Below are 25145 nucleotides of genomic sequence, written 5' to 3' on the forward strand. Positions count from 1 at the left end.
ATTCTATTTTAAAAGACTGGAAATACTTACTGAACCATATTAAGAGTAAGACTTGTGTCAGCGAAAGAAATTAAGAAAAATACACATTCTGCCTCTAACTGGGAGCAAGAATTTCTAGAGCAAGGTGATGCGCACATTACATCGGCAAAAGTGCGCTATCGCTGCCCAAAATGTGAAAGCTTATTAGTGCTGAAAGAAGGCGCGAATGGAGCGTTTTGGGGGTGTGAGTCTTACCCAGTTTGTAATTACACCGCAAACAATGAAGCTGGGAAGCCAGTAAGGGCTAAACGATATTTATGCCCTGCCTGCGAGGCTCCGCTAAGGAAAAAAACATTTAAGGATAATACTTTTTGGGGGTGCTCTAGTTACCCTGATTGTAAGGTTACTGTGGAAGATGATAATGGTGTTCCATCAAGTACAAAAAAATACCCGTGCAGAGCCTGTGGTCATTACTTAGTTAGGAAAAAAAGTAAGAATGGTTACTTCTGGGGATGTATTACCTATCCAAAATGTACCAACACATTAAATGATAATAAAGGTTTGCCTGAGTTAAAGAAAAAACGTTAACGCAATTGGTACTGCCTTTCGATATCGTGTAATGCCTCATTTATTTTTGTGAATTCAAATTCAAATCCTTGTTTGCTTAATCTTTCTGGAACTATTCTCGCTCCATGTGTAAGTAAGCAGGCCATCTCACCAAATATTAAATCAAATACAAACTTTGGTATAGTGACCCAAGCAGGGCGCTTTAGTGTTGAAGCATAATACTTAGCAAACGCTTTTTGCTCTACTTGTTGTGGTGCTACAAGATTATAGGTACCAATAAAACTTTCATCTTCTATGGCGTTTGTAATGCCTTTATTAACATCATTAATGTGAACCCATGAAAACCATTGACGACCATCTGCAATTGGACCACCTAAACCACATAGGAAGGGGGTTCTCATTTTATCAAGAGCACCACCAACGCCAAGAACGACACCTAACCTAAATATAACAACACGCGTATCTTCGTTAAAAAATGCGTTAGCTGAGTCTTCCCAATCACGACACAACTCATGAGAAAAGCCCTGTTTAGGTGATGTGTATTCATCAAAAATTTCATTTTTTGCCACACCATAAAAACCCACAGCCGACATTGAGACAACAAGTTTAGGAGGGTACTTTAGACTCGCTCTAACTTGGTTGGTTAAGTGTATACGGCTATCGTACAATTCTTTTTTTCGCTTTTTGGTCCAAGGCTTACTCGCAATATTTTCACCCGCAAGATTGATGAAAGCATCAAACTCTTGATCTAGTGAAGCAATGGCATTTAAACGTATTTGTTTTACGTTTGAATGTAATTTAGGGTTCTCTGTTCTTGTTATCGCGTAAATACGATGATTAGCGTGTAATAATTTCTCTATCAAAGAGGACCCAATAAACCCTGTTGCTCCAGAGATCAAAATATTCATGTTTTGTACCTTCTACATTGGAGTTATTTGTTTATTACGTTTGAAAAAGGAAATAGGATCAATACCTTCTACTAATTTAGTATTCATGACTTTTTCTGTTTTTTGGTTAGAAGATTGTAAGGTATTTTTGCTATGCACCTTCTTTTTCTGGAATAGGATAGCTAAAATGGGTCATCAAGAAACATTAGGTATTAAGATGCTACGTAAAGAATACGATCACATCATACTTCTTGCTCATGGAAGTCCAGATCCTCTTTGGAAAGAACCTTTCGAATCTTTGTATCAGCAAGTTAGCAAAGTCTATGGTGACGGTAACGTTAGTCTTGCTTATATGGAATTAACATCGCCATCGCTGGAAGATGTTGTTGCAGGACTTAAAGGTGATTTCAATACAGTCGCTGTATTGCCTCTTTTTCTAGCGGTAGGCCGCCATTTAAGGCACGATGTACCTAAGCAAATAGATGCTCTGCAGCGTGAAAACTTACGAATAGAGTTACTACCACCTATTGGTGATGATTCATTAGTAAAAGAAGCGATGCAGACGGTTATCGCCAATCATTTAGGTAAGGTTTAAAATGCTGCTTTTTTTAGTTGATTCATGGAGCCGAATTAATGTTATTTAAACATCTACCTGATGAAATATTCCAGGCATTAAGCGGTTCAAATAGAGCGTTGATAGAGGCGGTACTAACAGATCTTGCTGAGATCTTTTATGATCATGCTGAAGACCCTATAAAAGATAAATCGACGATCATCGAATCCATAGAAGATACTTTGCATAAAGTGGATACTTTTGCTTGGCATGATGATCAAAAAGAATCATTCGAGTCACCAAAGACCATTCATGATTATGCGTTGCGAATTTATCATCGCCTTGTGAACACTGGTTGGCTGGTGGAAGAGCAAGAGCTTTATCGTGTGAGTGTTTTGATGACACCGCAGATATCTATGCTTCTTCGATCTTTGGTGGAAATAAGTCGCCATGGTAAACGCAACTATGGCGCTACAGTGCTAAGCATACTCAGTAATTTAGAAGCAGTCGCCAAGCAGCCTAAGGAACGTGGTGTTACATTACGCCAGTCAGCAGAAGCGTCAAGAGACTTCTCCGCACATCTTAATCAAATATTACTTGGTATTCGAAGCTTACAAAAAGAGCTTTTTGCAAGCCGAGACCCGAAAGCCATTGTGGCTGGGTTCTTCGATTTGTTTGTAGAAGGTATTCTAATTGCCGATTATAAAACCATCAAGACAAGCAATAACCCGTTTCGCTTTAGACGACAAATTTTAGAATTAACTCAAGACTTTTTAGCTAATCCTGAGACACTTGGGCAAGTTGCTCAATGTTATGTTGATCAGCAGCTTATCACTATGGCGGAAGCGCAAGCCATGGTTGAAAAAGATTGTCGAGACATTATGCAAACGTTTGGCAATATAGAACAACGCTTAGAGCGCATTGATGAATACCGATACCGATTAGAAAAACGTGCTGCAGACACGGCTCGCTATATGGACAGTTCTCGTCCTGGTATGGCGAATAAAATTGCAGGAATAATTTCAGATGTAGCTAAGTACGAAAAACTTCCGATTTTGAAAGAAGTCGTCGGTGCTCGTTTTGTTGGTGTCTCATCTGCCGCACAGCCAACTAAACGACGTGAACCACCACCACCACGAATAATGACGCCAACAGAAGTATCAGCTGACGCCATAAAGATTCGAGATCGACAACGTCGCTTCCATGAAGCTAGACAAGTAACCATACCAAAAATGCAAAGTTACTTAGAAAAGCAAATGTCCTTAGATAAAAACAAACATATTCTAGATTTCACTATTGAGTCCGTAGAAGATTTTGTTTGTTTCGACCATTTGCGATACATAGGTTCACTTGGTGTAACCGCTAAAAAACTCGAAGATTATTTTGAAATACACTTTACCAATCAGTATTTGGATGTACATGGGTTCGTTGAATGTCGCGAATTTAATGTGGTACGTAGGAGCAAAGCGTAATGCTTAAAGAATTAAAAAAAGTAGTGGAAGAGTCAGGTAAAGACGCTCAAGAGTTCCAACAGACAGCTAACTTTATTATTGCGAATCAGTTTGCGAGTGCTTTTAAGCATGGGCAGCGTAAGCATTATTTATTATTGGAAGCTTACCAAGACTACTTTGACCAATTATTTGATGCTTTAGGCATGAGACTTTACATAAATGAAAACGAGCGTTTGGCTGGAGTATTACCCGTCCAAAAAGAAGCGTTTGTTCGTTTGAAAACGGATGAAACTTTGTTCTTGTTAGTGCTTCGTCAGATTTATGAAGAAAAAATTGAAAACTTTGAGGTAGACAATGGATTTGTGGCGACCAATACTCACATCATATTGGATCGCTTTGTAAATCTTGTGAAACGAGAAATTCCAAGTGAAACTCGCTTCAAAGATATTTTGGCTCTTTTTAATCGTCATGGCATTTTGATTCGTGGTAAGTCTTATGAAGAAGACAGTAAAAATCAAATAATTAACATTACGCCAGTTGTTCGACTTATCGTTACAGAAGCCTATTTGAGACAGCTAGAGTCCTTTAATGGTGCCGACCCTGATGAAGATGATATTGAATCAGATTTAGATGTCGAAACAACGTCAGAAACTAACCAGGACTAGGGCCAAAATATGAAAAAGCTCAATCGAATCGTATTAGTAAATTGGTACCTACTTGGTGCAGAAGAAATCAACATTCGTGGTAATACAGCGATTGTCGGACCGACAGGTTCTGGTAAATCGTCTTTATTGGATGCTATTCAAACAGTATTAACAGGTGCAAGTAAGCGACATCTAAATTACAACGCCAGTGCAAACGACGGTAAAGCAAGTGGTCGAAGTATCCGATCTTATATTTTGGGTATGATAGATTCAGGTCAAGCCAGTGCAAAAGTATTTGGCACTCAGCCAAGACAAGATGCAACTAGCTATTTAGCTTTGGTATTTGAAGACAGTATTTCAGGTAATGAATCTACAGTTGGTTTGGCACTAAGTGCTTCTTTAGCGTCACCAGAAGAAGATGTGCTCGGTCGTTTTGTATTGCCTAATTACGGCGCAAAAAAATCTGACTTCATCGATGCAATGGAAGGTAAAAGTTACAAAGCCAAGCCTTGGATTGAAGTACGTGAATCGCTAAAGAAAATCTGTCTTGACCCTTACATTAAGTCAGGTAGTGCCTCAGCGACTCAATATATCAACCGATATCTTGATGAGTTAAGCCCTAGTTCAGATAAGTTGATTACGCTTGATAGTTTTTTGAAAAATTTCAAAAATGCGCTTAAATTTGTCCCGATCGCTTCCCCAACTCGATTTGTTCAAGATTTTGTTTTGGCCGAAGCGCCTCTTCAGGTTGGTGCGTATCAGAAATCTTTAAATGAATATCGCCATCTTGAAGCGAAAACCTTAGAAGTGTCTAAGCGAATCGATGATTTAAAGCTCATCCAAGTAGATTGCGAGAAAAAACACCAGCAAGAGCAGGCCGCCGTTAATTATCAATGGATAGCAACGGAAGCACGTTTTGATGAACTTGGCAGCAAGCAAGATGACATTCAAGACCAGTATGAATTACAAAAAGAGCGAGAAGAAGAAATTGAAGAAGAGCTGGCAACACAAGCTAGCTTATTGAAGCAATTACAGAGTCAGTTGCTGCGCTTTGAACAACAATACGAACATTCAGATGTTGGTTTGAAATTACAGCAACTTGAACAAAGTAAAAAATTACTGGTATTGCAGGGGCAACAAGATCAGAAAGCTATTATACAAGTTCGTCAGCTTACTTTATTGCTGTCATCTCTTACCTCGTTTCAGGACTTAGTTTCCAAAGAAACAATGAGCTTAGTAAAAGAGTTTTCTGCGTTTGATGGTTTGATCACAGAAGAGGGTCGTGTTGAAGGCAACCTTAAGCCTCTGACGCAAAAGCTAAATGACCTTAATGCACTGCTTGATAAAGAAAAAGCACAAGTATTTGGTCAGCGTTCAGAGCTAAACCGAACAATTTTAAATTTAAAAGACGAATGTAAGCAATTAGAGTCTGACGTGTCATCTTTGAAGGGTGGCGTGAGTCCATTGTCTCAGAATACAAAACGTTTAATTGCTTTACTAAAAGATGCCAACATTACAGCGACGCCATTAAGTCACTTAGCTGAAGTGACTGATCGTAAATGGCAAGACGCTATTGAAGGCTATTTAGGCGCTCAACGTGAAGCTCTGATTGTAGAGCCGGAAGATGCAGAAGAGGCTATTCGTGTTTTTCGTGCTCACCGTCGTCAACTAATGGGCTGTCGTGTTGTTGATACAACTCAAACAAGGCTTTGGTTAAATCGTGGGGATCAAAATTCAGCTTTGCGTTTTATTCGCTGTAACAATGATCACGCTCAGGCATATTTAAATCGTCGTTTAGGTGGTATTAAACCAGTAGAAACAGAGCGTGAACTTTTACGTGAAGACAGCGCAATGACTGCGGATGGTATGTTGAAATTGTCAGGTACTATTTCTACGATTCGCTCAGTGCCTCATATGATGGTTGGTATTAATACTGACGGAATGCGCGAATCACGAGAAACTCAACTTGCCAAGTTAAGTGGCGAATTGATGTCTTTCCTGAAAGCGGATCAACGCCTTGAGCAAGCAGACTCCTTGCTTGGTCGTATCATGGCAAATAATCAGTTTGATACTGAATCGATCGGGAATGCGAGCCATACTGTTACACGATTAACGCAAGAATTAGACTCTGTCGAAACTGAAATTGCTCAATTACAGAAACATGACGATACGGATCTTCAAGAAAAAATTGAAGAGCTAAAAGTTCGTATCTCAAATGTTGAGCTGGAACAGAAGAAACGAGATCGTGAGCGTCAGCAAATTTCAGAGCAATTTGGTGCGTTAAACACACAAAAAAGCCAATTAAGTTCAGCGTTGGCCGCACTTGATGAAGAGCGAAATCGCTTAACTTCTAATCCAAGGTACAATGCCCAATTTGCCAGTGAGCGCTATGCGTTATTAGAAAGCAGCATGGTAAATGGAGCAGCCATCTATAAAGAGTCAATTAGTCGAGCTGACAAAGCCAGCGAAAAAGCTCGCAGTTTTGACCAAAAAGTTCGTAAGGAAGTGGCTGATCATTACTCTAAGTATCATCAGGCAAACCTAGATAATGATACTCAATTGGATTATTTAGAATCTAAATTTGAAGAGTTTGAGCATTATGTTTCTTATCAAATTGATGTTTTGAGTGAAACAGAGTTGGCGAAATACGCCAAACGAGCTGAATTAGCACGCCGAGAGGCAGAAGAAACATTCCGTTCTGATTATGTTTCTAAATTGAAGGATTCTTTGGATCAAGTAGCTCATATTATTAAAGAGTTGAATCACAGTCTTAAGCGTCGCCCGTTTAACCATGAAATCTATCAATTTCGTTATTACCCAAATGGTGATATGAAAGATATTCTTGATCTTGTTAAGCGTTTTAGCGATCAGGATCAAGCTAATGTAGGAGGGTTGTTTGATCCTCATTTAAGTGATGACCCTGAACATGTTCGTGCCATTACTTCTATTCAAGAGTTAATCTCTGATGAGGAAAAACAACAAGATCTCGCAGATTATCGTAAGTTCTACAACTTTGAAGTTGATATTCTTGATGGCGAAGGCAATAAGAAAACTACATTGAGTCAGCGCATTCAGACTGGTTCTGGTGGTGAGCATCAGATTCCATTCTATTTGGCCATTGCTGCCGCGTTATCTACTACTTACCGCTTACATGAAACAATGGATGGCGATATTGTTGGTGGGTTCTCGCTAGCTATGTTTGATGAAGCATTCAATAAAATTGATATGGTTAAGACATCAACTTGCATGGGCTTTATGAAAGATATTGGTCTACAAGTTATTGCCGCAGCGCCTGATGATAAGCGTGCTGTTATGGCGGCAAATATGGACACGATTATTAGTGTATGGCGCGAAGGTGGCGCGGTGTCTATTGATGTTGCCTATCCAAAAGAAAAAGGGCAAGTGCTCCTTAATGGGCAGTTAGACACTCTACCAACGATATAATAGAGAAAAATATGAAGGTACAGGATCAAATTGATCAACGAATTAAAGATGAAGTGAGAGTTCATCATATAACTCTTGAAAACGAGAGTTATATGCATAATGTGCCGGAAGGCAGTGAGTCTCATTTTAAGCTTGTGCTAGTAACAGATGCTTTTAAAGGTAAAAGGCTTGTTCAGCGCCATCAGCTTGTTTATGGGATTTTAAAAGAAGAAATGACAATGATTCATGCGCTTGCAATGCATTTGTATTCCATTGAAGAGTGGGAGGAGCGTAATGCGCTTGCCCCTTCTTCACCAAAATGCCATGGAGGAGAGAATAAAAAATAAATCCTGATATCGGAGATCGATCAGTGTGCTAAACATTCGCAAGCGAAGTGTACCTGGAAGAATTCAACTCGATTGGATGATTAACATTTATCGCACTTAGAAATACTCACTTGCATAATACAAGTGAGTATTTTTTTATGATTTTTTACCGTTCTTTTTTTTGTTTTTATTGCCCTGTGATTTAGATTTTGGTGAAGCTTTTGGGAATGGGCGCTTTTCTGGCTCAGTCCTCATCACTAAAAATAGATCTGTCACAACTTCTGGAATTTGAGCGATACAAGAATTAGTAAGCTTTTCACTTGAGCGAATTTGGACAACTTCTTCGTCATCAAATAAGTCGGATGCAACCATAATAGGTAGTAGAAGTTCAGCAACCACTTCTTCTTTTTCAGATTCAAACCAATTTTCTTCGGTCATGAAAACGCCTTCCATAAAACCAGTAGCCCATTCTTGCAGCTCACTTAGCTCTTCTGGTGATGAGCCCATTTCTAATTCACAAGGAATTAAAAAGCCATCTTCTGACTCTTGTTCTTTTTGAATATCTAAGAAAAGGCGAGATAAATACTGAAGTATTTGTTTCTCTTGTTTTTCATTTTCAAACTGAGGAGTGTCTTCAAAAATAACAGGTAGCCATTTCTCTTCAGGAATACTAACAGGGCAAATAGATAATGCGGTTAAGAAACCATGAGCCATCACAAAGTTCTGACATTCCTCATGAACCTGATCTGATTCTAAAAAATTCTCTAATGTTTCTAACTCAAGGTCATCAAGAGGTTGGTGCGCCATGTAAATACTTCCTTAATGCGGATTTAGTATTCGATTCTAGCGAAAAGAAGGTGAAAAATCGATGCAGAAAGTGCCTTGTTAAGGGATAATTCCGAAATGAATTTAAAGAAACAGGTACTTTCCCGTTTAGGCCACGCTGAATACCGTCCATTGCAGGAAGAAGCAATCGATGCGCTGTGTTCTGGCCAAGATGTTTTGTTAGCTGCGCCAACAGGTGGAGGGAAGTCTTTGGCTTATCAGGCGGCCGGACTTATCCAAAATGGTGTCGCGGTTATTGTTAGCCCGTTATTGTCTTTGATGTCACAACAAGTCGAAGAATTAAATAAAAAAGGGGTTCGCGCAAAGTTTCTAAACTCAACATTAAACCCCGGCGAGCAAGACGACTTAGTTTCAGCCTTACGACATAACCATATCGATTTACTGTACTTGTCGCCTGAGAAGTTAGTTCAGCCTTCTGTCATGGGTTTTTTGCATAGCTTCGAAATTTCTCTATTCGCCATCGATGAAGCTCATTGTATTTCTCAGTGGGGGAGTTATTTTAGGCCCGAGTACAGCCAGCTTGGACAATTGAAAGTTGCTTTTCCAACTGTGCCTATTATTGCACTCACTGGCACCGTAGATAAAAATACAATCAACTCTATTCAAGAATCTCTACAGCTAGAAAGCTGTCTTGTTTTGCGCAGTAGCTTTGATCGCTCTAATATTAATATTCAAATTGCTCAAAAGAGAAAAGCCAAACAGCAGATTTTATACTTTCTCCATAATGAGATGCCTGGTGAGAGCGGTATTATTTATTGCCGATCTAGAAAAAAAACAGAAGAGTTAGCACATTGGCTTAACACGTTAGGTTTGCCTAGTTTAAGCTATCATGCGGCGATGACAGATTCAGAGAAGCAAGTAAATCATAAATTGTTTTCTGAGCAGCATGGCACAATCATGGTGGCAACAACAGCTTACGGAATGGGGATAGACATTGCGCATGTTCGCTTTGTTGTACATGTAGATTTACCGAGTAGTCCGGAAGCTTATTTTCAGGAAGTGGGTCGTGCTGGTCGAGACGGTAAACCGGCTAAATCTCTTTTATTATATGGCCTTCAAGATATGTTGCAGGCTCAGCAATTTATTGCTTTGCAACCGTCTGGCGCTGAAAGTGATACGCAGCGTTTAATGGATTTTTTTCGCATCCTAGAAGGCCGTGGATGTAGGCGAAAAAATATACTTTCTCATTTCGATGAAGACGTTCTGGATTGTGGTTTTTGTGACAGATGCCTTGGGAGTAAGTCAGAAAGTAATATGACTATAGCCAGTCAAAAGCTTTTGTCTCTTATTTATCACACCAAAGGAGTTCAACCCTTCTCTGTATTGATTCAAACTTTATTAGGGAAGAGGACAAAAGCAACGAATCTCATAAAAGCAGAATCTTTGTCATTATTTGGTAAAGGGAAAGAGCTTGCCGAAGCTCAGTGGAAATCTATTATCAGACACCTGATTGCCTATGAATACATCACATTGGGACAATCCAGTCTATTTACTGTTCACATTAATGAAAAAGCCAGAGCAGTTTTAAAAGGCGATGTTCAGATTATTATGTCTAGCGAGCGTTATTATCCAATATTAAATGAAGATCAGCTTTTGAGTGATAATGTAAATTGGCATCGAGTTTTGTCTTGGAAGCATTCTTGTTCAGATGTAGCGTTAAGCGATTCTCAGCTTAGACTTATTTGTTTGCACAAACCAAACTCCATAGCATCATTAAGTAGATTAACAGGATTGTCAAAAGACAAAGTCGCTATTTTTGCTGAGGCGCTGATAAAAATCGTACAAGAACCTGATATTAAAAAGGTCATCGGGTAATGGCTTTATCCTCTCAAAAAAATCATATAAATCCAGATGCAATGAACATCATGATTGAGAGCGTAAACTTATGCTTCGATAAGGCAGATGCATTCTTCGGTAATTCATTTAAGCGTTCTAGTTGTAATTTCAAGCAAAGAGGGCGGGCTGCTGGTACTGCGCATCTACAAAAAAATGAAATCAGATTTAATTACTTTATGTATCAGCAAGACCCAGAAATATTTATAAGTACGGTGGTTCCTCATGAAGTGGCTCATATCATTGTGTTTCAAATTTATGGAGGTAATGTAAAGCCACATGGAAAAGAATGGCAGGCTGTCATGATGAAAGTATATGGAATCAAACCGGATAGGACACATACTTTTGATACGCCAGTACCAAAAGAAACCTACCAGTACTATTGTGAATGTCAGGAGCATAATTTTACTAAGCAGAGACATACAAGATCGCTTCGTGGTACACAATATATTTGTAAAAATTGTAAATCTACGTTGCAGTTTTTAGCCATTGGTCCAAATATCAATCTAGAGCCGCGCTAAGAAAAGTGATTTTTCATGCACTTTTGCGTTATCTCATCCATTTTTGATGCGATAACGCTATCCTTATAGTAAAATAAGCGCGTTTTGTTTATAGCGTATTTATCATGGATTTATCTAGTCGACCTAAAGAAAAATTGGAGCAAAATAAGCTCCAGAAACGTCTCCGAAGATTAACAGGCCAAGCTATTGCTGACTTCAATATGATTGAAGAGGGTGATAAAATTATGGTTTGTTTATCTGGTGGTAAAGACTCTTACACCATGCTTGAGATTTTGAGAAATTTGCAAGCCAGTGCTCCAATTGATTTTAGTATTATTGCTGTCAATCTAGATCAAAAGCAGCCGGGATTTCCTGAGCATATTCTACCTGCTTATTTAGAAGAGTTAGGTGTGGACTTTCATATTTTGGAACGCGACACTTACAGTATAGTCAAAGACATTGTGCCTGAAGGGAAAACCACTTGTGGCTTATGTTCTCGTCTAAGGCGTGGTTCTTTGTATGGTTTTGCTGAAGAAATTGGTGCAACTAAAATTGCTCTTGGACATCATCGAGATGATATTTTAGAGACCATGTTTTTAAATATGTTTTTCGGTGGAAAATTGAAGTCTATGCCGCCAAAATTATTGAGCGATGATGGTAAGCATGTTGTTATTCGTCCTTTGGCATACTGTAAAGAAAAAGACATAGAAACTTTCGCAACAATGAAGGGATATCCAATTATTCCTTGTAATCTTTGTGGGTCACAGGACAATTTACAAAGACAAGTCATTAAAGACATGTTGCAAAAATGGGACAAAGACTACCCTGGTAGAACCGATTCTATGTTTACTGCACTTCAAAATGTGGTTCCATCGCATTTAGCAGATACAGAACTATTTGATTTTAAAGGTTTGAAGCAAACCGCATCAGCTTTTGACCGACTAAATATTATTTCATTATAGGATGATAGAAATGAATCTTACGTATAAAGCTCTATTGTTAACTTTAGGTTTTTTAGGATCTTCCGTAGTGTATGCATCAACAGCGGGCGTGAGTTTAACAAACGACACTGTGCAAGGTGATGTTAATTTAGATTTAGGAAGTTTCGGCTTTAATGCTGGTATTACTCACGACTCAGATGGAAGTTCATCGACAGGTCATGTTGGTTTAACTGTAGAAGACTCTGAAGGGGCCGGCGGTCCATTGCAGGTAGGTTTGGGTGTTCGCTTATATGTTATAGATGCGGATTTAAATGATGGCGATAATGAGCTGTCGGCAGCATTGAGTCTTGGTGGTTGGTATCGATATACTCTTCAAGAAGCCAATCGCATTAGTATATATGGCTCTGGCTACTATTCACCTGAAGTCCTGTCTTTTTCTAATTTAAATCATACGTATACTTATGACTTTCGACTTGAGTACATGACAATGCGTAACTCACGTGCCTATATCAATTATGGAAATACAGTTGTTGTCTATGATGATAATAGTCGAAAAGAGATAAATAAAGGCTTTTCTGTAGGTGCGGTAGTCGATTTTTAATCGTTTAAAGTATAAGGTTTTACAAATAAAAAAGGTGGCTAATGCCACCTTTTTTATTTTTAAAATTAAGCAATAAAACTTAAATCAATCTCCGTCATAAGCACAAAGGCAAAAGACAGGAATATCACTGTCTCTCAGCTTCTGGCTGCCACCTAGGTCGGGTAAATCTATAATAGCGGCTACTTCTTTTATATTAGCTCCTTGCTTAGTCAGTAGTTTTATTGCTGCAAACAGGGTTCCACCAGTTGCAATCAAGTCATCAAATAACAAAACTTCATCACCAGCTTTAACAGCCCCTTCTTGAATTTCTAATTCTGCTTCACCATATTCTAAGTCGTATTTTTGTGAAATTGTTTTACCAGGTAATTTGCCTTTCTTACGTACTAAAATAAGAGGTTTTTGAAGTTCATAAGCAAGTACTGCTGCGATCAAGAAACCGCGTGCATCAATGCAAGCAATATGAGTAATGTCTGTAGACATATAACGATGAACGTAAGCATCAACAACCATTCTCATACCTTTAGGATCGCTAAAGATAGGAGTGATATCACGAAAGCTAATGCCTTCTTTTGGCCAATCTTCTACTGTTTGGATTAGAGACTTAACATAAAAATCATCGTAGAGCATATTCAATAACGCCTTAGTTTATCAATCAAATGTTGTCAATTTTACCACAATCACTCGTAATCCCTACGAGTTTTTGCATTTCAGGGAAGTTGACTATCTCAATTTCTTTGCCGTCTACGTGTATTAGTTCGCTTTTCTGGAAGCGGGTAATGACTCGACTCACTGTTTCGACCGCTAAGCCAAGATAGTTGCCTATTTCACCACGAGACATAGATAGTCGAAAAGAGCTTGCAGAATACCCTCGTTTTTTAAATCGATTAGAAAGGTTTAATAAAAAAGACGCTACTTTTTCATCTGCATTTTTTTTACCTAGCAATACCATCATTTGCTGATCGTCAGAAATCTTACGGCTCATTACTTTAAATAGCTGATGCCTTAAAGAAGGGATTTGTGCTGATAGGTCTTCTAGATGACTAAACGGAATTTCACAAACTGTTGTTGTCTCTAGAGCTTTGGCAGAAACGGGATAGGTGCTTGAATCTATTCCACTCAGACCAACTAGTTCACTAGGACAATAAAAACCAGTAATTTGTTCTTCGCCATAGGAGGTAATGTTGAATGTTTTTAAGGTTCCTGAACGAACTGCATAAACAGAATCAAACGTTTCGCCTTGACGGAAGAGAAAATCTCCTTTTTTTAAAGGTTTTTTACGTTCGATTATTTGATCTAGCTTGTTTATATCTTCGTCGGCTAAAGCAATAGGAAGGCAAAGAGCACTTAAACTGCAATTTTGACATTGAGATGTAAGCGTACTGTTAAACCGTGGTTGTGTGTGTGTTGTTGTCATAAGAGTCTCCCTGACCCAAATCTATATAACTTTTGAGTATTTTATGTGGTTGTCCAAATACTTATCGAAAATCATACAAATACAGCGAATAAGTAATCTACCACGGTCTGTAACACCAATAATGGTCTGCATTCCATTATCATTTATTTTGATCATACCATCTTCGATCATAGGTATAAGATTATCAACTTCTTCTGCAAAATATTCGAAAAATCTAATGTTATACTTTCGTTCAATCACTCCTGTATCTAATTCAAACTGTGAAATAAGAGTCATAATCACCTGATGACGAACCCGGTCATCAACATTGCTAATATAGCCCTTATTGATAGGTAATTGTCCCTTTTCAATGCTGTGTCTATATTTATCTAAATCTGTGTGGTTTTGGATATAAACACCATTTAGATCGCTAATGGCAGATACACCAAATGCGATTAAATCGCTGCCAGAGTGGGTAGTATAGCCTTGGAAATTACGCTGTAACAAACCTTGTCTTTGAGCTTTTGCTAAGCTGTCATTTGGTTTCGCAAAGTGATCCATGCCAATATATTCGTAACCAGCTGAAATGAGATGCTCAATGCTCATCCTTAATAATTCAACTTTAAGACTTGAGCTAGGAAGGCTTTCATCCAGAATCCGTTTTTGAGCCTTGAAGCGCTCTGGTAAATGAGCGTAACTAAAAAGAGATATTCGGTCAGGAGATAAAATAATCACTTTATCCAAGGTATCTCTAAAGTCTTCAATCGATTGAAATGGTAAGCCGTAGATTAGGTCAAAATTAATTGATTCAATGCCCATTGAGCGAGCATCTTCAACGAGATTTGTTACCATCTTAATCGGCTGAATACGGTGTATGGCTTCTTGAACCTTGTTGTCAAAATCCTGAACCCCAATGCTAATTCTATTGATACCCATTTCAATAAGTAGCTTAAGTTTGGATGTCGTTATTTCTCTTGGATCTATTTCTATACTGTAATCTTGCGACCCATCAGTAATGAGATTGAAATGCTGATTAATGATATTAAATAAGCTGCGAATAAGCTCTTCAGTAAGAAAAGTGGGTGTGCCACCACCAAAGTGAAGTTGTGTAACTTTTCGAGTGTGGTCCAGCATCAGACTACGTAACCTCATTTCTTCACCGAGCAATTCAACATACTCAGCACCTTTTTCATATTGTTTAGTCACAATCTTATTACAAGCGCAGTAGTAGCAAAGGTGAGCGCAAAATGGGATGTGGAAATACAAACTAAGCGCTTTGTCTGACGGTATCATCATCTTATCTATTAAAGCGATTTTGCTGATGCTTGAGTTAAATTGTGGTGCTGTTGGATAAGACGTATATCGAGGCCCTGATAAATCGTACTTATTAATAAGTAAAGAATCCCAAATCATGATGTGTTCCTATTAAAAATTCTAATAGAAATTTTACTCCTTAGCCATCAGGAGTTTTCTGATCCAGATCAAGGGATATTGCTCTGTTCTAAAATAAGCCTTTTAACAAAATGGGGTTGGATAACCTACTAAGCATTCATATAATCAACGCCAAAATCACTTTTAGATAAATTCATTATGACAGACTTACCTTTTTACCTCGCTCATGGTGCTGGTGCTGGTCACAGCAATGCTTTTTTGAATGCATTAGGCGTTGCGATTTCAAAGCAAATGAATCAGAACATAATCCCTGTAACTTTCGCTTATATGGAAGAGCAGCAAATCAAATCTAAAAAAAGGCCTCCACCTCCCTTTAAAAACCTTGTTCCTGAATTTGCAAATAACATTAAAAATGAAGAGGCCTGTATTGTCGCAGGCAAGTCGATGGGAGGACGCGTAGCAACTCAGTTGTCTAGTTTATCTATGGTCAAAGCTATCGTTTGTTTTGGCTTTCCTTTTTACCCTGCAGGAAAGCCTGAAAAAAACAGACTTTCTTTTCTTGATAATCTACAAGTACCTTGCTTGATTATTCAAGGAACAAGGGATCAACTTGGATCATACGATTGGGTTAGTCAGCAATCATTACCGAATAATGTCAAAGTTATTTGGGTGGAAGGCGCCGATCACGATTTTAAAACCTTAAAAAAGCAAAATCAGAGTATCTCTGATACTATTTCGAATCTTGCTGAGATAACGCAAACTTGGCTTAATTTGACGATTTATAAACAATCACCAGAATTTAAACAATACCAAAATACTTTATCGAATTGAGTTATATAGAAAGAGAATCAATATGGAACACCAAGCTTTACTTGATGCAACAGGCTTACTTTGTCCGGAGCCTGTCATGATGCTGCATGTAGAAATGCGAAAAATAGGGCCAAAAGACATCCTTAAAGTCATTGCTACAGATCCATCTACGACACGAGATATCCCTAAATTTTGTCAATTTCTTGGGCATAAGCTTATCGATCAAGAGCAAGATGAGGATACGTATTTTTACTGGATAGAAAAGAAAGAGGCATAAAAAATACCTCCATATATAGTGTATGGAGGCATTTTGATTTATTGACATAACTAAGAGTTTCTAACTCTTGTTATGCCACCTTGAGGCTTCTGCTTTGAAACTTCTGCCCTAAAATAGCACTGTGATAGGTGTGTTCGAAGCTTGAAAAAGCGACATCAACGTCTAATCTAAGCTGGCGTACAATATCATTAGATGAAATCAGACCACGTATGGTTTTTGTTCCTTCATCAATAACTAATAAGTGCTGTAGCGTATTTTCTCTTTGGCTGTATAAAAGCGATTCAATATCTGAATTCTTAAGGGATGTATACGATAATGCTAGTAACGTTTCTTTTGGCCTCATCAAATCCGCAACCATCAGTTCTGAACGTTTATAACCTTCAGCTACTTGTTTAATAAAAACATCCTCAGATAAATCTTCAAGACTGATTACACCAACAAAATGGTTATGCGTATCAACCACGATTTTCATGCGGACGTGTTCTTTTTTCATCAATTGAACCAATTCGTCAGCTCGAGTATTTGACTCAATAACTCGTGGTCCAGCGGTTTGGAAATCGGTTAATACAGATAATGCGGAAGAATATATGTTTGTATTGTCGTAAGTTGTAGGCCAAGTAAGATCGTTAACGCTTTTTGTAGAAACATAAGTTAATGTTTTCATGATAGAACCCCAATAAAAAAGAAATTGATAAGAATGGGTAAGTTAAATCGATGAAAAGGGTGGTGCTCTTGGGTTGATGTCTCCGTAAATATTTTTTGTATTAGGGATGTAGCGATACGAAAAATATTGAGGTAAAGGTAGGGAGGGAATACTGGAAGTAAAAGCTGAGGCAATATAATTATTATCAGAACCTAACTCTTGATCTGGCGCAACGACTTCATTAAAGCGTTGCTCTACACTAGGCTCTAACCAACGTAACTGACTTACTTCTTGAGCACTGGCGCGTTGAGATATCGTCAATAAAGACGATAAAATCACGGCAATGATCATAAGTAATTGAGTTTTCATGATGGTAAGCAAACCTTCTTGCTATTAAGCATAAATATATTTTCTATAATAATTAATATATTCTCACTGCTTTACAAATCCCAGTCTTTTTTAAACAAATGACCTTTCTTTCCTCGATTATGCACTTTATCAATGAAGTGTGACCTACTTGGAAGAAACTTGATCTAGATTGCCTCTGTTTTGTTAGTAACTCAGTTAATCAGGGGGGATTGGCCAGTCAATCCTACATTATCCTTAGTGCCGTGGCATGAGGGGCTTGGTGAAGTGGGTATTCCTTGGCTTTAAAGAGCTTAGTGCAGATGAAATCAATTCACAAACAAAAAAAGAGCGACAGCCAATAGGTCTGCCGCTCTTTTTTATGATGTTCATCTATCTACTTTAACAATGAGTTAAGCCGTTGCTGCTGGCAGCATAATCGTGGCTTCACCTGTAACAACTACTTTATCTTCACATTCACATACTGTTTTCAATGTTGCACGACGGCGGCGTTCATTAATATCTGTAACCGTAACAGTAGTTATCACTTCTTGCCCAACAAAAACAGGAGCACGAAACTTCAATGTCTGCTCAAGATAAATACAGCCTGGCCCAGGCAATTTGGTACCAATTGCTGCTGAAATGAAGCCAGCCGTTAGCATGCCATGAGCAATGGTTTTACCAAATGCTGTAGTCGCTGCGTATTCTGCATCCAGATGAACAGGATTTGTATCGCCTGTAACATCTGCGAAAGCTTGTACATCTGCCTGAGTAACGACTTTACGATACTCAACGTTTTGATCTATAGAAAGTTGTTCTAATGTATATCCAGAAGTCATCACCTATCCTTATATTGTAATTTATCGCTATGGTACACTTTCGGCCCATTATTCTTAAGAGGTATCTATGGTTAAGTTAGTGATTTTTGATTGGGACGGTACCTTATTTGATTCCATCGATACAATTTGTCAAAGCATGTTGCATGCGGCTCTATTAGCAAATGCCCCGCAACGTAACAAAGAAGACGTAAAAAACATCATTGGTTTATCATTAGATAAAGCGGTTCAGGTGATTTGGCCAGAGTTAGCTGAAAACGAGCAGGGTGTCATTATTGAGCACTATAAGAAAACTTATGTTGCTAAGGATCAAACACCTGCTGACCCATACGCAGGTGTAATTGAAACATTAAATAAATTAAAAAAGTCTGGTATTAAAATGGCAGTTGCAACAGGTAAAAGTCGAAGAGGCCTAGAAAGAGCCATGTCTCTTACGGGAACAAAAGACTTCTTTGTCAGTACTCGTTGTGCTGATGAGGCGCTTTCTAAGCCGCATCCATTAATGCTAGAACATATTCTGGCTGAGCTAAGCTTGCCTCCAGAACAGGCTATCATGATTGGAGATACTGAATACGATCTAAACATGGCAACAAACGCAGGCATGAAGAGTATTGGCGTGACTTACGGTGCACATAAAGAGGCTCGCTTAAAAGCTTGCCAGCCACACGCACTGATTAACAACTTTAACGAACTAACAAATATTTTAGGATTATAAGAAATGAGTTGGACTGAAGAGGAAGATCAAAAAACATCTCGTGGACAAAATAGAGATTTGACTGAACAGCAAGGAGAGCTGAATAAAGAGGAGGGCGCACAAGAAGAACAGCGTCTAGATCCAAATAAAGAAATTTGGTCGTTACTTGAAAAATCACTGAGTGAGAACCTTATAGAGAAACGTCGTACTAGACGCTGGAAAATATTCTTCCGCCTTGTGACTCTTTCTATCATTTTTGCCATTACAGCAGGTTGGTTCTTACGCTCGGAATTACCTGAAGTAAACCTAGACGGTGATGTTGTTGCCATGATTCCAATGCGAGGTGTGATAGGTGCTGACTCAGAAATTGAATCTTATGAGTTTGTTGGTTTACTAGATAGTGCATATCGAAATAGTCAGTTAACTGGTGTTGTTATAGAAATGAACAGCCCTGGCGGAAGTCCTGTGCATTCGGGCATTATTTATGATGCGATTCAAACTAAGAAACAAACTTACCCTGAAATTCCAATAATTGTCGTTGTTGAAGATATGGCCGCATCTGGTGGGTATTATATCGCTTCTGCAGCAAGTGAAATTTACGCAGATAAAGCCAGCTTAGTGGGTTCAATCGGTGTAATCTCTTCTGGTTTTGATGCAAGTAACTTGCTTGAAAAACTAGGTGTTGAACGTCGGACGTTTACAGCGGGGCGAAATAAAGCATTTCTTGACCCTTTTACCCCAATGACAGAAGAAGCAACAACAAAGTGGCAAGCGGTATTGGATGAAACGCATCAGCAATTCATTAAAGCGGTCAAAGATGGTCGCGGCGATAGATTGACTGTAACAGACGATGTTTTTAGCGGTATGATCTTTACTGGTTATCAAGCCGTAGATATTGGTCTTATTGATGGATTATCAAGTGTTCATGACTTGTTGAAGCTTCGTTTTCCTAATGCTAAACCAATTAATTACGAACCTAAGAAAGATTCATGGAGAGAGTTAGCAAAAGAATTTGGTGTTGAAATGGCAACTAAAATAATGAGTTCAACGACCATTCGATAAATCACTTCAGGATAATTAAAAAGAAAGTAACAACTCCCTCTAATTGTTATTAAAGGGTGTTTTTTATTAATTATTTAAGATTGTTAACCGCTTGGGTTAACGCAGACTTTCTTGAGTCACAAAATGCATTATGAGGTAGGCGTTTTAGAACGCCTAGTTTTTCTAATCGTTCTGTCGTTTGCCCGTTTGGACTGAAGATATAAACGTCGCAGTTTGCCTCTATCGCATCTTTAATCGCATTTTCTAAAGCTAGGCCAATAGTTAAGTCCATCATAGGAACAGCGCTTAGGTCTAATACTACGGCCTTGTAGTTATGAATGCGGTTATGATGTTTCGCTATCGCTTTACTGGCTCCAAAAATCATTGGGCCTGTTAGATAAAATAGTAAAACTCGACCATCAGCCTGATCAAGTAGGGCTTTTTCATCATCAGATAAAGAGATGTCGTCGTCAGCATCACTGATAGCTTTTACATTACCTGATTGTAAACGACTTAATTTTTCAATAGTCATAATGTTTGCAATGAAAACACCAATACCTACGGCAACCATCAAATCCACAAATACAGTGAGAGCCATTACTCCATACATAATAATGGTTGGCGAAAGTGCAACTTTGTGAGCTCGCTTCAAAAAACTCCAATCAAGAATGTTAATCCCTACATATAAGGCGATACCAGCGAGTACCGCCATTGGAATTGGACTGATTAGATTGGATGCACCAAGAACAACCAAAAGCAGAATTAAAGCCCTTGCAATAGCCGCTAGAGGAGACTTACCTCCTGATTGAATATTCACAACAGTTCCCATTGTTGCACCAGCACCAGGCAACCCACCTAATAAGCCTGAGAAGAAATTTGCAACACCTTGACCGATTAATTCGCGATTTGAATCATGCTCTTTACGAGTCAAACTGTCTGCAATAACTGCAGTTAAAAGCGTATCGATACAACCTAATGTACCAAGCACTAAGCCATTTATTATCATCTCAATAATGACTGCCATTTCAAAATGTGGCCAATGAATGCTAGGCAAACCTGATGGAATAACACCAATCCGGCGTACATCGGCATTGTTAAATAATATAATTGAAACAAGCGTAATAGCGACCAAAGCAACAAGCTGAGGCGGAACAAATCGACGCCATTGTTTAGGTAGATAAAATAGTACGCCTAAGGTTAAAAGACCGAGGAAAAGTTCTGAAAATTTCAAATTGAAAATAAGATCAGGGAGGGCGCTAATTGTCCCTATTACTCCGCCTGATGGCGATGGGTGCCCTAGGAATGGCGCAAGCTGCAGAATAATTAAAATAATGCCTATACCAGACATAAACCCAGAAATTACACTGTACGGCATTAATGTAATGTATTTACCAAGTTTTAAATAACCAAGTGTAATTTGAAAAACACCTGCAATCATGACGACAGTGAATGCCATCGCTAAACCATTTTCTGGACTGCTTGCCATCATGCTAGTCAGTACTGCGGTCATGATAACCGTCATTGGACCTGTTGGCTCAGAGATAAGACTCGTGGAGCCACCAAATAGCGCAGCAAAAAAACCAACTAGAATGGCTCCCCATAAGCCAGCTTCTGCTCCTGCCCCCGAGGCTACACCAAAAGCCAGAGCTAAAGGAAGAGAGACGATTGCGGTAGTTGCTCCACCAAATAAATCGCCAATAAGAACCCAATCTTTAAAGCGAGAAAAATCAATGATCATTATGGTTTACCTATACGTGATCTATGTTCATATTAGACTATTGATATTATATATTTTATCTTATTTACAAAAGAGCCCGCATAAATGCGGGCTCTTTTTTTGGTTCAAATAAAACGTTAGATTACTCTGCGTTTGTATCTGGACTTGCTTCCGCGGCTTTATTTTCTTCAAGTGCTAGCCTTGGGTCATTTTTAACTCGACCTGCGGCTGAGCGTCGACGAGAAGTAGTCGCATTACGTTTTTCTTCCTGTTCCTGACGCAGCTTTTCTTGCTGAGCTAAAATGGCAGCAGGCAATTCAACAGGCGCTTTAGTCTGGGCGCTGGCTTGTTGTACTGCTGGCTTACCACGTCCACGACGAGGTGTTCGAGTTGAGAGACCTGCTGTGGCTGGTTTCTCTTCAGCTGTTGTTTCAGCTGTTGTTTCAGCTGTTGTTTCAGCTGTTGTTTCAGCTGTTGTTTCTGATTTTTCTTCAGTAGGCGTTTCTATTGCTACTGAATCTGTAGCTTTAACTTCTTCCGCCGCATTTGTTTCAGAAAGGGTAGCTTCTTCAACTAGCACTTCAGTAGGAGCTTCAATTTTTCTCATTTGAGCTTTCACCGACATTTTAGGTTTTGTCGGCTTCGCTGTTGGAGATACGTCTACAGGTGTTGCTTCTTCAGTTTTTGTTGTTATCTTCTCGGCTTCAACGGCTTCAACGGCTTCAACGGCTTCAACGGCTTCAACGGCTTCAACGGCTTCAACGGCTTCAACGGCTTCAACGGCTTCAACGGCAGGTTTAACATCTTGTGCTTTTACTGGCGTTTCTTCTGTTTTTGCTGTGTTTTCAGTAGCTGTATTTTCAACTGTCGTGTTCTCAGCAACGGCCGCTTCGTCTTTAATTTCTGGTTTTGTTGCTTCACTAGAATTATCGGCGACTGTTACCGCTTCAGCTTTGGTCGTTTTTTCTTCAATTGCTGAAGTGTTATCCGTTTCTGCTGTTTCTTGTGTGTTAGCATCATCTTTTTGTGGGCGACGAGAGCGACGAGAACGACGAGAACGACGTTGTGGCTCATCACCATTTTCGTTGTTCTCTACTTCAGCTAATTGTGCTGCTTCAATAAGTGCCGCATCTTCTTGCTCTTGCAACTTAGTTGCTTCAAGAGCTTCGTCTTTTAGCTTACCGCTACGACGACGATTGTCATTGCGATCACGTTTACGTTCTTTAACTTCAGGAACCACTTTTTCTCTTGGTTGTTGGCGAGGTGCTTTTACAGCAGCTTCTTGCTTTTCAACTTTCGCTTCAGGTGTTTCTTGTTTGTTATTACTGCGATTATTGTTATTGCGGCGATTGTTGTTATTCGGTTTTGAACCTGCTTCAGCTTGTTCTCTACGAGACTGACGAGTAGAGCGATTATTCTCTGTCGTGTTATCGCGATCAGAGTTCTGATGCTTTACATTACGCTTGTTGCGATTTGTGCGAGTGTTGGTGCTTGGTTTGCTAGTACTACGTTCATTACTCGATGTAGTTGTATTTGCACTCGTTTTCGTTGTTTTTTTCGTGTTTGCTTTACTTTGTGGCTCACCAAATAACGCTTTCATTATACGAGTGAAAATACTCGGTTTATTTGCTTTTCGTGCAGTTGGTGCAGTTGGTGCTTGAGTTGTCGGAGTTTGTGCAGTTGCTGTGTGCGCTGGTGCTGGTGATTTCGGTGCAATGCTAGTAACCGCTGCTTGTGGACGAACATTTTCATTCGTCTGGCGCGGTTCATATGGCGGTTGCTCTGGTGTTTCCACTAGCGTGTAGCTGTTCTCATTTTGAGAAACGACTGAACTGTCATCACGAATGCGTTCCACTTCGAAATGTGGCGTTTCCATGTGAGGATTTGGTACAAGAATGATATGAACACTATTGCGCTTTTCTATTTTAGCAATGTTGGTTCGTTTTTCGTTAAGCAAGAAAGTGGCAACAGAAACAGGCAAGACGGCACGAATTTGAGACGTGCGCTCTTTAGAGCATTCTTCTTCAATAAGGCGTAGAACTGAAAGAGCCAGCGACTCTACATCACGGATAAACCCTTGTCCATTACAGCGAGGACAAACGATACCGCTGGTTTCACCCAGTGATGGACGTAGTCGTTGACGAGACATTTCTAGTAAACCGAAGCGTGAAATACGGCCAATTTGGACGCGTGCACGGTCGGCTTCTAACGCATTCTTCATGCGGTTTTCAACTTCTTTTTGATTGCGAACTGGTGTCATATCGATAAAGTCGATAACCACCAAGCCACCAATATCTCGCAAGCGTAATTGACGAGCTATTTCGTCTGCTGCTTCTAGGTTTGTTTGTAGTGCCGTTTCTTCGATATCACCGCCTTTGGTTGCGCGAGCGGAGTTGATATCGATAGAAACAAGTGCTTCTGTAGGATCGATAACAATTGAACCACCAGAAGGCAAACGGACTTCGCGTTGGAAAGCAGTTTCGATTTGGCTTTCAATTTGGAAACGGTTAAATAAAGGTGTTGTATCCGTGTACATTTTAATGCGCGATTTAAAATGTGGCATAACCTGCATAACAAAGTTGATCGCATCTTGGTAAGCATCTTTTTCATCGATCAATACTTCACCAATGTCTTCGCGAAGATAATCACGAATAGCACGAATCACTATATTACTTTCTTGGTAAATTAAGAAAGGCGCTGGCTTTTCTGAAGCGGCTTTAGTGATCGAATTCCAAAGCGTATCTAGGTAATCCAAATCCCATTGAAGTTCTTCAGTAGAGCGACCGACACCGGCAGTACGAACAATCAACCCGCCATTTTCTGGTGTATTAAGGCCAGACATTGCTTCTTTGAGGTGTGATCTGTCATCACCATCGATTCGACGTGAAATACCGCCAGCACGTGGGTTATTAGGCATCAAAACTAAATAACGACCGGCCAAGCTAACAAATGTTGTTAGCGCCGCGCCTTTGTTACCGCGTTCTTCTTTATCTACTTGAACAATCACTTCTTGACCTTCGCTTAACACATCTTTGATGTTAATTCGGCCTTCATGATTGGACTTTTTAGAGAAGTAAGTTTTAGAGATTTCTTTTAGAGGAAGGAAACCGTGGCGATCTGCTCCAAAATCAACAAAAGCAGCTTCAAGACTCGGCTCAATGCGAGTGATGCGACCTTTATAAATATTGGATTTTTTCTGTTCGCGCGAACCGGATTCGATATCTAGATCATATAGACGTTGACCGTCAACTAGGGCGACGCGCAACTCTTCTTGTTGAGTTGCATTTATAAGCATTCTAATCATTGTATGTGTGAACTCTGTTAGCTGAAACGAAAGAGTCACTGCAGTGATAGGGTAACCATTAATAAATCTGACTCAGCACTAAAGCTAATCATTTAGTCTTCTCTGGCAAGAGGAGTACGCGTTTCGTTTACTTGTGTTAAAC

The 25145-nt window shown here is 39.3% G+C and carries 24 protein-coding genes; 14 read left to right on the forward strand and 10 right to left on the reverse strand.

Annotation, left to right across the window (positions count from 1 at the left end; translation table 11 throughout):
* Window positions 1-54 precede the first annotated feature (54 nt).
* Complete coding sequence (locus MUS1_RS04885) at window positions 55-567, forward strand: DNA topoisomerase family protein (RefSeq protein WP_051436115.1); 513 nt, start codon at window positions 55-57, stop codon at window positions 565-567.
* Here MUS1_RS04885 and MUS1_RS04890 read toward each other — a convergent pair.
* Entirely contained in the window at window positions 564-1454 is an 891-nt protein-coding gene (locus tag MUS1_RS04890; protein WP_036159809.1) for a TIGR01777 family oxidoreductase, read from the reverse strand. The genes MUS1_RS04885 and MUS1_RS04890 overlap by 4 nt on opposite strands.
* A 166-nt stretch (window positions 1455-1620) precedes the next feature.
* Here MUS1_RS04890 and MUS1_RS04895 point away from each other — a divergent pair, with 166 nt between their 5' ends.
* From MUS1_RS04895 to MUS1_RS04915, 5 genes are read left to right on the forward strand one after another with little or no spacing between them, the layout of a single operon-like run.
* Window positions 1621-2028: a sirohydrochlorin chelatase gene (locus tag MUS1_RS04895; protein WP_084035558.1), complete on the forward strand. Its 408-nt coding sequence runs from the start codon at window positions 1621-1623 to the stop codon at window positions 2026-2028.
* 38 nt (window positions 2029-2066) lie between these two features.
* Entirely contained in the window at window positions 2067-3458 is a 1392-nt protein-coding gene (locus tag MUS1_RS04900) for a Wadjet anti-phage system protein JetA family protein (RefSeq protein ID WP_036159810.1), read from the forward strand.
* Window positions 3458-4102 carry a DUF4194 domain-containing protein gene (locus MUS1_RS04905; protein ID WP_036159813.1) on the forward strand — a complete coding sequence of 215 codons (645 nt, stop codon included), beginning with the start codon at window positions 3458-3460 and terminating at the stop codon, window positions 4100-4102. The genes MUS1_RS04900 and MUS1_RS04905 overlap by 1 nt, the downstream gene beginning before the upstream one ends.
* Before the next feature lie 9 nt (window positions 4103-4111).
* Complete coding sequence (locus tag MUS1_RS04910) at window positions 4112-7525, forward strand: SbcC/MukB-like Walker B domain-containing protein (RefSeq protein WP_036159815.1); 3414 nt, start codon at window positions 4112-4114, stop codon at window positions 7523-7525.
* 11 nt (window positions 7526-7536) lie between these two features.
* Window positions 7537-7851 carry a BolA family protein gene (locus tag MUS1_RS04915; RefSeq protein ID WP_036159816.1) on the forward strand — a complete coding sequence of 105 codons (315 nt, stop codon included), beginning with the start codon at window positions 7537-7539 and terminating at the stop codon, window positions 7849-7851.
* Window positions 7852-7986: 135 nt separating this feature from the next.
* Here the strand turns inward: MUS1_RS04915 and MUS1_RS04920 are convergent, their stop codons facing one another.
* Window positions 7987-8637, reverse strand: coding sequence for a YecA/YgfB family protein (locus MUS1_RS04920; RefSeq protein WP_036159818.1), 651 nt, complete (start codon window positions 8635-8637; stop codon window positions 7987-7989).
* Between the two features lie 96 nt (window positions 8638-8733).
* Between MUS1_RS04920 and MUS1_RS04925 the strand changes: the two genes are divergently transcribed.
* From MUS1_RS04925 to MUS1_RS04940, 4 genes are all read left to right on the forward strand, one after another.
* Entirely contained in the window at window positions 8734-10491 is a 1758-nt protein-coding gene (locus MUS1_RS04925) for a RecQ family ATP-dependent DNA helicase (protein WP_036159820.1), read from the forward strand.
* Window positions 10491-11030, forward strand: a complete 540-nt coding sequence (locus tag MUS1_RS04930; protein ID WP_036159821.1) for a SprT family zinc-dependent metalloprotease — start codon at window positions 10491-10493, stop codon at window positions 11028-11030. Before MUS1_RS04925 ends, MUS1_RS04930 begins: the two co-directional genes overlap by 1 nt.
* A gap of 104 nt (window positions 11031-11134) precedes the next feature.
* Window positions 11135-11971, forward strand: coding sequence for a tRNA 2-thiocytidine(32) synthetase TtcA (gene ttcA, locus MUS1_RS04935; protein WP_036159823.1), 837 nt, complete (start codon window positions 11135-11137; stop codon window positions 11969-11971).
* A 10-nt stretch (window positions 11972-11981) separates the two neighbouring features.
* On the forward strand, window positions 11982-12551 hold the full coding sequence (locus tag MUS1_RS04940) for a YfaZ family outer membrane protein (RefSeq protein ID WP_036159824.1): 570 nt from the start codon (window positions 11982-11984) through the stop codon (window positions 12549-12551).
* Window positions 12552-12635: 84 nt separating this feature from the next.
* Here MUS1_RS04940 and MUS1_RS04945 read toward each other — a convergent pair whose 3' ends face one another.
* From MUS1_RS04945 to hemN, 3 genes are read right to left on the reverse strand one after another with little or no spacing between them, the layout of a single operon-like run.
* Entirely contained in the window at window positions 12636-13178 is a 543-nt protein-coding gene (locus MUS1_RS04945) for an adenine phosphoribosyltransferase (protein WP_036159826.1), read from the reverse strand.
* 25 nt (window positions 13179-13203) lie between these two features.
* Window positions 13204-13965: a fumarate/nitrate reduction transcriptional regulator Fnr gene (fnr, locus tag MUS1_RS04950; protein ID WP_036159827.1), complete on the reverse strand. Its 762-nt coding sequence runs from the start codon at window positions 13963-13965 to the stop codon at window positions 13204-13206.
* Window positions 13966-13986: 21 nt separating this feature from the next.
* Window positions 13987-15357 carry an oxygen-independent coproporphyrinogen III oxidase gene (hemN, locus tag MUS1_RS04955; RefSeq protein WP_036159828.1) on the reverse strand — a complete coding sequence of 457 codons (1371 nt, stop codon included), beginning with the start codon at window positions 15355-15357 and terminating at the stop codon, window positions 13987-13989.
* A 177-nt stretch (window positions 15358-15534) separates the two neighbouring features.
* On the opposite strand from hemN, the gene MUS1_RS04960 reads away from it, so the two are divergent.
* Together MUS1_RS04960 and tusA are read left to right on the forward strand one after the other, a co-directional pair.
* A complete protein-coding gene (locus MUS1_RS04960; protein WP_051436116.1) occupies window positions 15535-16167 on the forward strand; it encodes an alpha/beta family hydrolase in 633 nt (210 codons plus the stop codon).
* A gap of 22 nt (window positions 16168-16189) precedes the next feature.
* Window positions 16190-16423 (forward strand): sulfurtransferase TusA, encoded by a 234-nt coding sequence (tusA, locus tag MUS1_RS04965; protein ID WP_036159831.1) that lies wholly within the window; start codon window positions 16190-16192, stop codon window positions 16421-16423.
* Between the two features lie 70 nt (window positions 16424-16493).
* Here tusA and MUS1_RS04970 read toward each other — a convergent pair whose 3' ends face one another.
* The 3 genes from MUS1_RS04970 to MUS1_RS04980 form a co-directional block, all read right to left on the reverse strand.
* The gene (locus MUS1_RS04970; protein ID WP_036159833.1) at window positions 16494-17087 is read right to left on the reverse strand and encodes a CBS domain-containing protein; all 594 of its coding nucleotides are present in this window, start codon (window positions 17085-17087) and stop codon (window positions 16494-16496) included.
* 42 nt (window positions 17088-17129) lie between these two features.
* The gene (locus MUS1_RS04975; RefSeq protein WP_036159834.1) at window positions 17130-17435 is read right to left on the reverse strand and encodes a hypothetical protein; all 306 of its coding nucleotides are present in this window, start codon (window positions 17433-17435) and stop codon (window positions 17130-17132) included.
* Window positions 17436-17824: 389 nt separating this feature from the next.
* Window positions 17825-18250 carry a MaoC family dehydratase gene (locus MUS1_RS04980; RefSeq protein WP_036159835.1) on the reverse strand — a complete coding sequence of 142 codons (426 nt, stop codon included), beginning with the start codon at window positions 18248-18250 and terminating at the stop codon, window positions 17825-17827.
* Window positions 18251-18317: 67 nt separating this feature from the next.
* Between MUS1_RS04980 and MUS1_RS04985 the strand changes: the two genes are divergently transcribed.
* Window positions 18318-18962, forward strand: a complete 645-nt coding sequence (locus MUS1_RS04985; protein ID WP_036159837.1) for an HAD-IIIA family hydrolase — start codon at window positions 18318-18320, stop codon at window positions 18960-18962.
* 3 nt (window positions 18963-18965) lie between these two features.
* Complete coding sequence (gene sppA, locus MUS1_RS04990; RefSeq protein ID WP_051436117.1) at window positions 18966-20003, forward strand: signal peptide peptidase SppA; 1038 nt, start codon at window positions 18966-18968, stop codon at window positions 20001-20003.
* 70 nt (window positions 20004-20073) lie between these two features.
* Here the strand turns inward: sppA and MUS1_RS04995 are convergent, their stop codons facing one another.
* Window positions 20074-21720, reverse strand: a complete 1647-nt coding sequence (locus tag MUS1_RS04995) for a SulP family inorganic anion transporter (protein ID WP_084035559.1) — start codon at window positions 21718-21720, stop codon at window positions 20074-20076.
* 121 nt (window positions 21721-21841) lie between these two features.
* A complete protein-coding gene (gene rne / locus MUS1_RS05000) occupies window positions 21842-25003 on the reverse strand; it encodes a ribonuclease E (RefSeq protein WP_036159838.1) in 3162 nt (1053 codons plus the stop codon).
* Window positions 25004-25145 lie beyond the last annotated feature (142 nt).

The sequence above is a fragment of the Marinomonas ushuaiensis DSM 15871 genome, assembly GCF_000521805.1.
In the GTDB taxonomy this organism is placed as follows: domain Bacteria; phylum Pseudomonadota; class Gammaproteobacteria; order Pseudomonadales; family Marinomonadaceae; genus Marinomonas; species Marinomonas ushuaiensis.

Bases quoted from the DNA above. Each gene is read 5' to 3' on its own strand.
- MUS1_RS04890 (WP_036159809.1), bottom strand. From the start codon at position 1,454: ATGAATATTTTGATCTCTGGAGCAACAGGGTTTATTGGGTCCTCTTTG.
- MUS1_RS04895 (WP_084035558.1), top strand. From the start codon at position 1,621: ATGGGTCATCAAGAAACATTAGGTATTAAGATGCTACGTAAAGAATAC.
- MUS1_RS04900 (WP_036159810.1), top strand. From the start codon at position 2,067: ATGTTATTTAAACATCTACCTGATGAAATATTCCAGGCATTAAGCGGT.
- MUS1_RS04905 (WP_036159813.1), top strand. From the start codon at position 3,458: ATGCTTAAAGAATTAAAAAAAGTAGTGGAAGAGTCAGGTAAAGACGCT.
- MUS1_RS04910 (WP_036159815.1), top strand. From the start codon at position 4,112: ATGAAAAAGCTCAATCGAATCGTATTAGTAAATTGGTACCTACTTGGT.
- MUS1_RS04915 (WP_036159816.1), top strand. From the start codon at position 7,537: ATGAAGGTACAGGATCAAATTGATCAACGAATTAAAGATGAAGTGAGA.
- MUS1_RS04920 (WP_036159818.1), bottom strand. From the start codon at position 8,637: ATGGCGCACCAACCTCTTGATGACCTTGAGTTAGAAACATTAGAGAAT.
- MUS1_RS04925 (WP_036159820.1), top strand. From the start codon at position 8,734: ATGAATTTAAAGAAACAGGTACTTTCCCGTTTAGGCCACGCTGAATAC.
- MUS1_RS04930 (WP_036159821.1), top strand. From the start codon at position 10,491: ATGGCTTTATCCTCTCAAAAAAATCATATAAATCCAGATGCAATGAAC.
- ttcA (WP_036159823.1), top strand. From the start codon at position 11,135: ATGGATTTATCTAGTCGACCTAAAGAAAAATTGGAGCAAAATAAGCTC.
- MUS1_RS04940 (WP_036159824.1), top strand. From the start codon at position 11,982: ATGAATCTTACGTATAAAGCTCTATTGTTAACTTTAGGTTTTTTAGGA.
- MUS1_RS04945 (WP_036159826.1), bottom strand. From the start codon at position 13,178: ATGCTCTACGATGATTTTTATGTTAAGTCTCTAATCCAAACAGTAGAA.
- fnr (WP_036159827.1), bottom strand. From the start codon at position 13,965: ATGACAACAACACACACACAACCACGGTTTAACAGTACGCTTACATCT.
- hemN (WP_036159828.1), bottom strand. From the start codon at position 15,357: ATGATTTGGGATTCTTTACTTATTAATAAGTACGATTTATCAGGGCCT.
- MUS1_RS04960 (WP_051436116.1), top strand. From the start codon at position 15,535: ATGACAGACTTACCTTTTTACCTCGCTCATGGTGCTGGTGCTGGTCAC.
- tusA (WP_036159831.1), top strand. From the start codon at position 16,190: ATGGAACACCAAGCTTTACTTGATGCAACAGGCTTACTTTGTCCGGAG.
- MUS1_RS04970 (WP_036159833.1), bottom strand. From the start codon at position 17,087: ATGAAAACATTAACTTATGTTTCTACAAAAAGCGTTAACGATCTTACT.
- MUS1_RS04975 (WP_036159834.1), bottom strand. From the start codon at position 17,435: ATGAAAACTCAATTACTTATGATCATTGCCGTGATTTTATCGTCTTTA.
- MUS1_RS04980 (WP_036159835.1), bottom strand. From the start codon at position 18,250: ATGACTTCTGGATATACATTAGAACAACTTTCTATAGATCAAAACGTT.
- MUS1_RS04985 (WP_036159837.1), top strand. From the start codon at position 18,318: ATGGTTAAGTTAGTGATTTTTGATTGGGACGGTACCTTATTTGATTCC.
- sppA (WP_051436117.1), top strand. From the start codon at position 18,966: ATGAGTTGGACTGAAGAGGAAGATCAAAAAACATCTCGTGGACAAAAT.
- MUS1_RS04995 (WP_084035559.1), bottom strand. From the start codon at position 21,720: ATGATCATTGATTTTTCTCGCTTTAAAGATTGGGTTCTTATTGGCGAT.
- rne (WP_036159838.1), bottom strand. From the start codon at position 25,003: ATGATTAGAATGCTTATAAATGCAACTCAACAAGAAGAGTTGCGCGTC.